The sequence below is a fragment of the Streptomyces sp. NPDC057486 genome, assembly GCF_042802415.1.
In the GTDB taxonomy this organism is placed as follows: Bacteria; Actinomycetota; Actinomycetes; order Streptomycetales; family Streptomycetaceae; genus Streptomyces; species Streptomyces yanii.
The window spans coordinates 89,675-100,845 of the sequence record NZ_JBHVEE010000017.1 but is presented as its reverse complement, the minus strand read 5'-3'; the positions used below and the strand labels follow the sequence as shown (position 1 = coordinate 100,845).

11 protein-coding genes are annotated in these 11,171 nt (G+C 68.6%); 4 read left to right on the top strand and 7 right to left on the bottom strand.

Features of this window, described 5'->3' with window-relative positions; genetic code table 11:
* Nucleotides 1–1,464: transposase (locus tag ACFU6I_RS11470; RefSeq protein WP_384364050.1), on the top strand; the 1,464-nt coding region annotated here is incomplete at its 5' end.
* A 186-nt stretch (nucleotides 1,465–1,650) separates the two neighbouring features.
* Nucleotides 1,651–2,457 (top strand): hypothetical protein, encoded by an 807-nt coding sequence (locus ACFU6I_RS11465; RefSeq protein ID WP_384364048.1) that lies wholly within the window; start codon nucleotides 1,651–1,653, stop codon nucleotides 2,455–2,457.
* A 93-nt stretch (nucleotides 2,458–2,550) separates the two neighbouring features.
* On the opposite strand, the gene ACFU6I_RS11460 is transcribed toward ACFU6I_RS11465, so the two are convergent.
* Entirely contained in the window at nucleotides 2,551–3,957 is a 1,407-nt protein-coding gene (locus ACFU6I_RS11460; RefSeq protein ID WP_384364046.1) for an IS4 family transposase, read from the bottom strand.
* Between the two features lie 319 nt (nucleotides 3,958–4,276).
* Here ACFU6I_RS11460 and ACFU6I_RS11455 point away from each other — a divergent pair, with 319 nt between their 5' ends.
* Nucleotides 4,277–4,936, top strand: coding sequence for a hypothetical protein (locus ACFU6I_RS11455; protein WP_384364044.1), 660 nt, complete (start codon nucleotides 4,277–4,279; stop codon nucleotides 4,934–4,936).
* A gap of 185 nt (nucleotides 4,937–5,121) precedes the next feature.
* Here ACFU6I_RS11455 and ACFU6I_RS11450 read toward each other — a convergent pair whose 3' ends face one another.
* Together ACFU6I_RS11450 and ACFU6I_RS11445 are read right to left on the bottom strand one after the other, a co-directional pair.
* The gene (locus ACFU6I_RS11450; protein WP_384364042.1) at nucleotides 5,122–5,421 is read right to left on the bottom strand and encodes a hypothetical protein; all 300 of its coding nucleotides are present in this window, start codon (nucleotides 5,419–5,421) and stop codon (nucleotides 5,122–5,124) included.
* Between the two features lie 315 nt (nucleotides 5,422–5,736).
* A complete protein-coding gene (locus ACFU6I_RS11445; protein ID WP_384364040.1) occupies nucleotides 5,737–6,606 on the bottom strand; it encodes an SDR family NAD(P)-dependent oxidoreductase in 870 nt (289 codons plus the stop codon).
* 57 nt (nucleotides 6,607–6,663) lie between these two features.
* On the opposite strand from ACFU6I_RS11445, the gene ACFU6I_RS11440 reads away from it, so the two are divergent.
* Nucleotides 6,664–7,128, top strand: coding sequence for a MarR family winged helix-turn-helix transcriptional regulator (locus ACFU6I_RS11440; protein WP_384364038.1), 465 nt, complete (start codon nucleotides 6,664–6,666; stop codon nucleotides 7,126–7,128).
* 60 nt (nucleotides 7,129–7,188) lie between these two features.
* On the opposite strand, the gene ACFU6I_RS11435 is transcribed toward ACFU6I_RS11440, so the two are convergent.
* The 4 genes from ACFU6I_RS11435 to ACFU6I_RS11420 form a co-directional block, all read right to left on the bottom strand.
* Nucleotides 7,189–8,463, bottom strand: coding sequence for an MFS transporter (locus ACFU6I_RS11435; RefSeq protein ID WP_384364036.1), 1,275 nt, complete (start codon nucleotides 8,461–8,463; stop codon nucleotides 7,189–7,191).
* Between the two features lie 82 nt (nucleotides 8,464–8,545).
* Nucleotides 8,546–9,076, bottom strand: coding sequence for a carboxymuconolactone decarboxylase family protein (locus tag ACFU6I_RS11430; RefSeq protein ID WP_384364034.1), 531 nt, complete (start codon nucleotides 9,074–9,076; stop codon nucleotides 8,546–8,548).
* 36 nt (nucleotides 9,077–9,112) lie between these two features.
* Nucleotides 9,113–9,931 carry a hypothetical protein gene (locus ACFU6I_RS11425; RefSeq protein WP_384364032.1) on the bottom strand — a complete coding sequence of 273 codons (819 nt, stop codon included), beginning with the start codon at nucleotides 9,929–9,931 and terminating at the stop codon, nucleotides 9,113–9,115.
* Between the two features lie 262 nt (nucleotides 9,932–10,193).
* On the bottom strand, nucleotides 10,194–10,841 hold the full coding sequence (locus ACFU6I_RS11420) for a hypothetical protein (RefSeq protein WP_384364030.1): 648 nt from the start codon (nucleotides 10,839–10,841) through the stop codon (nucleotides 10,194–10,196).
* Nucleotides 10,842–11,171 lie beyond the last annotated feature (330 nt).

Genomic DNA, 11,171 nt, shown 5'->3' with positions numbered 1-11,171 from the left:
ACACCCTCACGCCCTGTCGGTCGTACAGAGACGGGTGAGGTGACCGCGAAGGGCACGCCGAAAACGCGGGCTGCGACCTGGTGGGACCACACCGGAGCGCTGGCGGTCGTGTTCACCGGCGGCGCCGACAGCGGCCGCGGCGACCTGGTCCTGCCCGTGCGCCTGCCGTCCGGCTCCGGACGCTGGCCATATCTGCTGCATTTCCTGAACAACCCGGAGACCTGGCACAAGATTGACCTCGTGCGCCGCCGGGATGCGTCCGTACCCGGCGGGTGGGCGTACGAGGCCCACCTGATGGTCCTGGCCGGCGGCTACGCATCCCCCACGACGAAGACCCGGCGTGCAGCGGCGGCTGAGCTGGAGCGGGCCGGCGGAGTCGACGGCAACGTCTCCAACCTGTCCATCGTCTCCTTCCCCAGCTCCTTCGACCCCGCCGACGGCGACATCAAGGCGACCCGCGTCGAGCCCTCGGACTCCGAGCTCTCCGCTCTGGCGAAAACCCGACGAAAGGAACGCGGCGGCAAACGCGCCCTGGACCGCTCCCGCCGTGCCTTCAACCCCACCCAGTACGGGCCGTCGAAACGCCAGCAGGACCGGGCCAAACGGCGCCAGGACGCGGGCCTGCCCGCACGGGCCCTCGATATGCCCCGCGGTGCGAGGGCGGCGAACAAGGCCGGGGTGCCGAAGCAGGCATACTGGCGCGACAGCTTGTCGGCCGGCTACCGGCTCAACCGGGCCCGCCTCGCCGAAGCCGCCGCCACCCAGGCCGCGGCGAAAGACCACCGTGCCCGGCTCATCGCCGCAGACATCATCACCGACCACGGCGCGAACCTCACCGTCGAGGACTGCGACATCCGCACCTGGTACCGCCGGTGGGGCAAAGCCCTCCAAGCCACCACACCAGGCAGGCTCATAGCCGCCATCGGCCGCGAGTGCGAGAAATCCGGCGGGCGAATGCTTCGCGCCTCCACCTTCACCACGAAGCTGTCCCAGACCTGCTTCTGCGGCGAGAAGGTCATCAAAACCCTTGCCGCCCGGATCCATGTCTGCACCTCGTGCGGGCTCGTCGGCGACCGGGACAAGGTCTCCGCGGCTCTGGGCGCCCACGTCCGCCTCACCGACCCGGACGCCCCCAGCACCGCGCGCCTGGACATAGTCCAGGCACGCCACACACAGATCTTGTTCCATGAAGGGCTGCAAGAAGCCCTGTCGAGTCAACCGCAGCGCGGTGCCAGCCCCACCCGGGGCCGCACCCACGCGGCAGCCCAGAAGCCGGAACATTCCGGCCGTGGGCCTCTGCTCGGCGAAACGCCACCACCCGGTACCGGACAAACCCCGAATGAGACCCGACCCGCAACCAAGCGGCACAAGGCCCACGTCGGAGCAGCCGGCTGCACGGACAGCACACCACCCAGGCGTGCCAGGTCCGTGCAGACACCGGGCGGACATCACAGCATTACGTGATGACTCTTAGGCGGGTGGAGTTACCCGTGCCGCTCACCCTCGCCGCACCACACCCCTGCCCGCCGCCTCCCGGCGCGAGCCGGGGGCCGCGCCGGCCAATGCAGTTGTTTTAGCTTCTAGCTCAGACCCGCCGTGCATGGCTCGACGACACCAGCGCCGTAGGCGGCAACCTCCTAGGATCCAGCCATGCTGCCTTACTCGAACAGGCCATCCGCCGATGCGATAATCACCGCCGTACCTGGCCTCGTGCCCTATGGGCGGCCAGCGGTTGTCCTCCATCCGACGCCTGGGACGCCCGAGCTTTACGACAGTTCCATTGCCGGGCCGATGCTCTGGCCGTCAGACGAACCCTGGCCGCACTGCTCCGTGCCGGACGAACTGGAGCCGTCCGGGTTGCCGCCTGTGGCGATGCTGCCAGTAGTACAGGTCTTCCAACGGGACGCGCCGGGAGACTGGTGGCCGGAGGGCGCTGACTTGTTCCAGCTCCTGTGGTGTCCGAACACGCACTGGGACCCACCAGCTCCGCAGGCGGACGGCAGCCCAGTCGTGGAGATCCGGTGGCGGCGGGCAGCAGACCTGCCGCAGGAGCCGCTCTCGGCCCCGGCACCTGTGCGGCAAGAAGACGAAGACTACGGCTTCTCGCCGCGACCGTGCAAGCTGACACCAGTGCCGCTGACGGACTTTCCCTTTCCGCAGGAACTACCGGACGACCTAAGGGAAGACGTGCAACGGCTGGTGGAGGATACCGGCGGTGAGGAGGGCGGGGGCGACGTCATTACGCGCGTCGCTGGATGCAAGTTCGGTGGGTGGCCTACCTGGCACCTGACCGACCCATGGGACATACGCTGCCGTGATTGCGACGCGTCCATGAAGCTCCTGTTCGCTGTGGCCAGCGACCACACCACGCGCATCACGGTCGGCAGATGGGGAGACCTTCGGGTCTTCAGCTGCCCCGTGGATATCCAGCACGGCTACGAGTTTGACGTGCACTGATCGCCCCATGTGGGGCGGATGCACTCCTCCAGCACTGCATCGACCGGGTGGGGAAGAGGGGACAACGCTATAAGGAACGACGTCTTTGGACAGTCACGTGGCCTGGCCCGACTTGAGCGCCGGTCTTCCAGCCCGCCGACTGATCTTCTGCTTCTTGGTCTGGTTGAGGACCCAGCGACCGGGCTCGACCACGTCCCGCCCGGCGCGGGTCCTCAGCACGGGCCACCGGTTGGGCTTCTTGATTGCCCGGGGACAGTTCCGGTTTCGCCTGGCCGGGAGAAGTCGGCTGCGTGCTTCTTGCCCGCCCTCGGCAAGGGAACGGGTGAGCTTGGCCTTGTTGCCTCCGAGCTGGGAAGGAATGCTTCGGCGGATGATGCGGACGCACTTGAGGTAGGAGATGCGGTCCGCATCCACGGCGGGGCCGACGAGGACTGCGGCGTGGGCGAACCGGCGGATCGCGTGGTGGACTGCGAGGTAGGCCCATAGCTCTTGCCGGACGCCTTCTGCCGTCCGGGATCGGATCGGGCCGCCGGGACCGAGGTGGTTCTTGATCTCGTCGAAGGCCAGCTCGATCTCCCAGCGTTCTCGGTAGAGCGCGATCAGCTCGGCCGACGGGTACTGCTCAGGGTCCAGCAGCGATGTGGCGAGGTAGGTGGCCTTGCCGTCTTTCGTGGAGGTGATGACGCGGTAGATCGTATGTTTGGGCAGGGTCCGGCCTTCCCGTCCCGCCCTGAGCCGGACCTCCTTGCCTGGGCGCATCATCGACAAGTACGAGCCGTCGGGGAGTTCCTTCTGAGCGGTGCCGAGGTGGTTGGACTGGAGCCTGACCAGTAGGTTCGCGCCGGTCACGGTGAAGGCGTGGGCGAACTCAACCGACCAGAAGCCACGGTCGGCGATGACCAGGTCGCCTGGGCCAGTGGAGCCAGCCAGCCGGTAGGCGAGGCTGCGCTCGCCGTCGCGGTAACCGCCGAGGCGGGCGTCGATGACTCCGTGCGTTCCGATCTCAGCGAGCACCACCGCCCTCACCTGGGGGAAGCCGAAGGGAATGCCGCCAGTGGATGGGCCGTCGAAGGTGTCGCCGTTGCTCGCTGAGTCCGGGAGGTCGAACTGGGTGCCGTCCAGGGCCAGCAGCCGTAGCCCACGCCACCAAGCTCCGGGCGTGGCCGACGTGGCGAGCGGTCCGGCCACCTCCCTGAACAGCGTCTCCAGCACGTCTTCACCAAGCCGGGACCGCGCTCGGCATAACGAGGACCGGTTCACCCTGGTCAGCGCACGGCTGCCAGGTATGCCACTGGTTAGCACGCGCAGCACCTCCTCGTACGACTCTCGGGCGAACAGGCACAGGGCCAGAACGAAGTACACGACCAGCCGCGCCGGTAGGAGGCGGCGCCGTTGCTCGGCCCGGTCGTGTTTGGCTATCGCCGCGTCGATCAGCTCCGCGGTGAACACCTTCGTCAAGATCCCAATTCGGACCCGCTGTCCTGCTCCCCACCCCGTCACACTCTGGGCAACGGTCCCCGCACCTCAAAAGCAACTGCATTGGCCGCGCCGGCCCCCGGCGGGCCGACCGCCCACAGGTGGTCGCAGCTTGCCGGAACGAGCTGGGCCCCCTACCTCGCCACCAGACAGCGGGCGCGACCTTGACGCCCAGTCAGGCCTCGCCGAGCAGGCCACCGACCTGACGGACGCTCGGCAAGCCACTCGAAAGAGCGGGGCCTCGGGCCGACTCGAAAGTGGTTCACTCCCGGGGAGGCTTCCAACCTTCACCAAGATCACTTAACGTGCACATGCAAGCACGCACAGTAATGAAGGGGAAGTTGTGTTCCGTACTGTGAAGCAGCGCCTGGCCGTCGGCGCCACCGCAGCAGTTCTCGCCGCCACTGCCGGCTCGTTCACCGCCTCGGCCGCTGATGCCGCGGGCACCGACCTGACCTACGGCAGCAACATCTTGCTGCAGAACCAGTACGGAGGTAACGGCGGGTACCTCGACACCAACGGCGTCTCCAGCCAGGCCGGCGCCACGTACAACGTCAACACCAACCAGACCCCGAACAGCCGGGGCCCGGCAACGTCGGTGTGGAAGGTCGTCTCCGCCACCGGAAAGGCGGCCGGTACGCACGTCACGAGCGGCGACGTCATCTACCTCGTCAACCAGTACGGCAGCGGCACCTACCTCGACACCAACGGCGTCTCCACCAAGAGCGGCGCCAAGTACATGGTGTCGGCCACCTCCACCAAGGACCGGGGCCCGGGCACGGGGAAGTGGCACATCTTCGGCAAGACGTCCTCGCCCACGGACGGCCGGATCCGCACCGACGACATCGTGCATCTGCTGAACGACTACGGGTCCGCCAACGGCGGGTTCCTCGACACCAACGGTGGCGCCAACCAGTCCGGCGCCAAGTACGACGTCGTCACAAGCCACTACACCGACCGCGGCGCCGGCACCGGCTCCTGGAAGGTCCTGCCCTCCAACTGACCCGGCCCGTGGTGCTGCCGCCCGCACACGGCATTTACTCGCCGGCGGCAGCACCACGCCCAGACCGCCACGGACATACGGGTTCCGTCGTGGAGGTGCCCGGACAGTGCCGGGCCGGGCGATCCTGACCAGTCGGCGTGGGTGGTTCTGGCCGTGGTGCGGAGCCCTTGCCGCGCGCAGGGCTGTCACTGCGCCCGGCCACCGCGCGGCTTCGAGCCGATGCCGTCGTGGCCGAACAGCGGCACCTCGTCCGCGGTGATGTCGGTGCGGATGCGGTGGGTGCGGACCGGATGGCGCCATCTGCCCGCTGTGTCGCGCGCTATGTCGGCGGCGATCTCCGCCACGGTGTCCGGCTCGACGAGTGTGACGTCGAGCCGGTCGCGGGTGTGCCATCCGGCGGAGAACGTCCATCCCTGCCACGGGTGTGTACCGCGTGGTTCGGCCAGCCGGGCGCCGGAGTCCCGGGCGACTGCGTGGGGCAGCACTGCGGTGCGGCCTGCGCACTGCAGGCCCCCCGTCCCAGCAGCAATGACTTTACGAGCCCCCGCACCCTGCCTCGGGCGTCTCTCGGAGCTGCCCAAGCCGTGTCCAGGTCGCGCACTCAAGAGCGGACCATGCGCCCGATCGTGTCAATCACGGATCCGGCGGCGGCACGGGTCCTGGCGGAGCAGGTCGCCAGGCCTTCCTCATCGGTGGCGTACGCAGGAGTCGTGTGCGGCCGAAATGAGCTACTCGAGGACGAATCTGCAGCCGGGCCGGTACCCCGGTACTGGCTGCCCCCTGAGACCGACGCCCCAGGCTCAGCCGGCCGAGCGGCGGGCGGCGAGGAGTGCCACCGTCTCGTCCCACAGTTCGCGCTGCACGCGCGGGTCCCGTCCGGGCTCTGGGCACTGCAGCGGGCGGGCGTCGCGCACGGAGAAGTAGCCGCCGCTGGTGCGGCCGAGGGCCGGGTCGGTGGCGAGCCGCACGATGATGCCGGCGCCCTTGCGGGGGTCGCCGATCCTCAGGGTGTTCAGCACGCGCTGCAGTACGGCGGAGCCCGGCAGGTCCCGGCCGAGGCCGGTCGCGTTGAAGCCGGGGTCGCAGCAGTTCACGGTCACCTTGCCCGCGTCCAGGCGCCGGGCGAGTTCCTGCGTCCACATGATGGTCATCAGCTTGGTGCGCCCGTACAGAGTCATCGACTCCCGGCGACTGTAGGGGCCAGTGCGGCGCAGGTCCTCGGCCGGAGCAATCGTCTTCGCCTGCTGGGATGCCTCGGAGGCGACGTTGACGATCCGGGCCGGGGCGGAGGCGCCGAGCCTCGCCGCCAGCGCCCCGGTCAGGACGAACGGGCTCAGGTAGTTCACCGCTGTCATGTCCGCAAAGCCTTCAGCGGTGACCCGCTGTGCGAAGGCGTGCAGACCCGCGTTGTTGATCAGAACGTCCAGGCGCGGGTAGTACGCGGCGATCTCCTCACCCACCCGGCGCGCGTGCGCAGTCAGGCCGAGGTCGGCGTGGAAGACGTCCACGGGCGCGTCGGTCACCTCCTTGAGGTCGGTGACGAGCGCTTCGGCCTTGCTGCGGGAGCGGGTCACGGCGCCGATGCGGTAGCCCTGGCGGGCCAGCTCGAACGCGGCGATGCGGCCCAGTCCGGAGGTGGCTCCGGTGATTACTGCGACGGGGCGGTCCATCTCACAATTCCATTCATGAGGTACCTCACGATCATGTTGTGCGAGGATACCCGAACCATGGACCAGCCCGAAGCAGCAACCACGGCCAGCACTCCGGAGCAGGTGGGGCTCTCCTTCCTCGCCCTCGCCCACGGCCTGCGCGAACAGGTCGACCGGTACATGACGTCGACCGCCGGTCTGTCCCTGTCCCGCACCAAAATCCTCCAGGTGCTGGCCGACCGCGGCACGCTCCACCAAGCCGAGCTCGCCACCACGCTCGGACAGGCACCCCGCTCCGTCACCCAAGCCGTGGAAGGCTGCGAACGCCTCGGCCTGGTCGCCCGGACCTGCGACCCCGAGGACCGCCGCCGTAAAACCGTCTCCCTGACCGAGACGGGCCGCGTGACGCTGGCAGCCGCAGAACAAGCTGGAACGCACGCACTCCGTCGATGCTTCGACTCGCTCGAACCACAACAGCTGGCAGCACTCGACGCACTGCTCAAGCACCTCGGCACGGCCCTCACAGGCAACAACGCCAACTGACGCGCACCGCAGACCTGACGGCCTGACAGCCTGACAGCCAGGGGACCGCGCCGTGGCGCTTCACGCGGCCTTGGTCAGGGTGGTCCGGTCCTTGCTGGACATGTGCCAGGCGGTTGTGGCGAACTCACCCACGGTTCCTCCCCCGTCGTGGCGCGGCCACAGCAGGAGGGCAGCGATCGCTCCCGCCGCGGCGAGGATCGCGAGGGCGGACCAGGTGAGGGTGAGGCCGGCGTTCGTGCCGAGCACGCCCGCGACGGGGTAGGTGATCAGCCAGGCCAGGTGTGACAGGGAGAACTGGGCCGCGAATGCCTCGGGGATCGCGTTTCGTGCGACGGAGGCACGCAGGACCTTGCCCGTCGGCGTGATGATCAGTGCCATGCCGATGCCGATCACGGCCCAGATGATCGCCGTGCCGGTCCATGTGGTGAGGCCGACCGCGATGAGCGTCACCGCGGCAATCGTGCCGCCGGCCAGGACGCCGGCACCGGTCATCATGATGGTGCGGGCGGTGATCCGGTCGATTACGCGGGGCAGGGCGAGCGCGGCCAGGAGGGTTCCGGTGCCGGAGGCGGCAAGCATCCAGGCGACGTCCTGTTGTGTGCCGCCGAGCTCGTCACGGACGTAGTTGACGGTGTTGACGACGACGATTGAACCGGCCGACGCGACCACGAGGTTGAGCGCCATGATGCCGCGCAGTCGCGGCGTGGTGAGGAAGGTTCTGATTCCGCCTGCCGCCTTGTCCCATGCCTTGGTGTGGGTACTGGGGCGGGCGTCGGGAATGCGTGTCGACAGGACGAGCAGGGCGGAGATGATGAAACCGGCGGAGGTACCGAGGAACAGCCGGTCGAAGGTCATAGAGGTCAGGGCGACGGCTGCCAGCACGGGGCTGAGCAGGCTCTCCATGGTGGAGGCGACCTGGGAGGCGGACAGGGCTCGCGTGTAGGCGGACTCGTCGGTGACGATGTCGGGGATGACGGCCTGAAACGTGGGGGTGAAGGCCGCGGAGGCGGCCTGGAGCAGGCCGATCAGGATGTAGATGTGCCAGACCTCGGTGACCAGCGGCAGTGCCAGGACTACCGCACCGCGGATCACGTCGAGGAGGACCAGGAGGGCCCTTCTGGGGAGCCGGTCGATGTACGCGGCGGCCAGCGGGGCTATGACCACGTACATGACCATCTTGATGGTCAGGGCGGTGCCGAGGACCATTCCGGCGCGTGGGCCGGCGAGGTCGTAGGCGAGCAGTCCGAGGGCCACGGTGGTCAGCCCGGTGCCGAACAGGGCGATGACCTGGGCGCCGAACAGGTGGCGGTAGTCGCGGACGGCGAACAGACGCATGGCGGGGTTCCTTCCGTGTCCGTGCGGCGGGGCGCGGCCCCTGGGTGAGGGCCACGCCCCGCGGGTACAGGCGGGGGTGTCGCTACGCACCGGTGTCGCTCCCCGGTGTGAGGCCGGCGAGGAGGTTGAAGGCGCCGGTGAGGATGTTGAGTGCGACCACGCCGACGACGTCGGCTATCGCGCGGTCGCTGTAGCCGTGAGCGCGCAGCGCGGTGATCTGTTCGTCGGTGATCGACATCGGCTCGCGGTAGATCTGGAGGGCGAGGGCGATGATCGCCGCGATCGCGGGATCGGCCGAGGTACCGGCGTGGGCTCGCTCGATCTCTTCCTCGTCCACGCCCATGGCGCGGGCTGCACCGACATGGGCGTCGAGGCACAGCCGGCATCCCTGCAGGGTCTGGACGGCGATCGAGATCCGTTCGCTGGTCCTGCGGTCGAGTTTGGCTCGTCCCATGGCCCGGCTGAGCTGAAGGTAGCCGCCGAGTACGGCCGGCGAGTGCGCCATCGTGGACACCATGTCCCCGATCTGGCCATGGCGGGAGACGAGGTCGGCCAGCAGGTCACGCGATGAGCCGACCGCGGTGTCGGGCGTGAGTCGCGTCAGGCGGGGCATGTCGCTCCTTCCACTGTGGGATCTGCGTTCACGCGGTCAGTGGTGTATGTGACCGCTGTGTTCGGACGGGCCCTGGGACGCCGCGTCCGGGTGGGGCGTTGTCTCGGTCGTGTGCACCGTGAATTCGGCCGTCCGGACGACGTCGTCGTGCTGGAAGTCCAGGTACAGGCGGTAGGTACCGGCCGAGGGTGCGACTGCCATGAAGGTGATCTCGGGTCCCGGTGCGGTGGCGCCGTCACCGGGTTCGCCATCCGGGTGCACGTGGAGGTAACCCAGGTCACCGACGCGCAGTGCCACCAGATGCCCGTACGCGGCCAGGTAGGGCTGCAGGTCGGTGACGGGACGACCGTTCCGGCTGACGGTGAGGGTCAGTTCGCTCGCCTCACCGGGCAGGAGTGTTCCGTCGAGCGTGACGGTGTACTCGTCGATCTGCGCGGTCCTGGCGGCGTCGGGCAGCGGCCGGGGGTCGTACAGTCCGGCGACCGCGGCGTCGATGCCCAACGTCATGGCGCCGTCGTGGCCTGCCGGGTGAATGTCGGCGAAGAACCTCCAGTCCCCCGCATCGAGGGCCAGTTCAGTGCTCCAGGCGCCCTTCTCGTCCCTCACCGGGTGCACGTGCTGGAACCCGGACGTGTCGCGCCGGACGGCGATGAAGTGCAGTTCCTTCTCGTGCTCGGGGACGAACTCGGTCACTGCGTGCCCGTCGGGGCCGATCACCCTGAAGCCGACCGGCTGCACGCCGACGGCGAAGAGCGTCGAGTCGAGCTCGAGGGTGTACCCGTTCTCGGAGACCGACAGTCCACCGGGTCGGGCTCCACCGTGGCCGACGTGGCTGTGACCGGTGTGGTTATTCATGGCATCTCCATGGGTGTGTTGGGCCTTCGGGTGCTTCCCGCTCTTGCACCCGTCAGAACCATATACCCCCAGGGGGTATTCCAGAAGAGGGTGCCTCGATGGAACAGCCCCTCGTCGACCTGGCCCACGTGATGCGGCCGAAGACTGAGGCGGATTGCCGATCCGCGACCCCGGGGTTCGCACAGGCCCCGGCGGCCATGACGGGGCAGAACATCCGAGGCCACCAGGGCTTCAACGGGGGCTTCTGGCAGGTCACTTGGCGTCAGGACGAGGCGCCGCGGACCGCAGGCATGCGGCAGGCCTGGCGTTGCCGCTCTCCCGTACGCCCTCCAGCTCGATTGGCGCGGCACAGCGCGGCGAACGACTCGTCGAAGTCGCCCTTGCGGTAATCCAGTTCACCTTCGAGCATTGCGGCTGCGACCTTGAGCGCGTCGGCCCTCTCGGCCGACACGGAGTCGAGCCGGCCGTCGGGCACCCGGGCAACGGCAGCAGTGAACTCGGTGCGGGCCGGCCCGGCTTCGGAGATGCGTCCGAGCGCGGAGAAGGCTGCACCGCGCGCGTAGTGGATCACCGCCGCGGTCGAGCAGAACAGCTCCTGACCCTCGGGGAGTTCGAGGTCGAGAATGTCCCGCCACCGGCCGAAGCGGATCAGTACGTGCGGCAGTGCGGTGCGGTGGCTCTCGACCGGGTCGGCCGGTGGAGGACGGGACATCTGGAGCAGCTCGGGCGTGACGCCCCCATCCAGCCGGTGCGCTGCGCGCAGGACTTCGCGGGATTTTCCGGCCATCACGGCGCCGTAGGCCCCGACCATCAGATCGTGCACTCGGTACACGTAGGCCCAGCCGCCGGGGTTCTCGTGCTCGAAGTGCCTGTCGTCCGCGTCAGCCGCGGCGACGTTGGAATCGACCACACGCGCCAGTCGCCGCAGGCGGCGTGCACGTGGGTGGCCATGTGCGCTGTGTGCGAGGCCTCAGGCGCCATGTTCCTCAGCCGGTCGGCCGCCGGAAGGGCGAGTTCGGGATGCGCGATGCCCCAGTGCGCCATCGCGCACCCGGGATCGTGACGGGCGGCCTTCTTGCAAGGGCGCGCTCGGCGCCACATACCTCATACCACCTAGGGGTATGTATGTAGACTGCAGCACGCACATACCCCCCTCCCGTATGAAGGAGTGGATACAGATGCCCAACGCCGCAGATCGAACGCCGGGACCGGTCCCCCTGTCGACCGTTGTCGCCGCAGT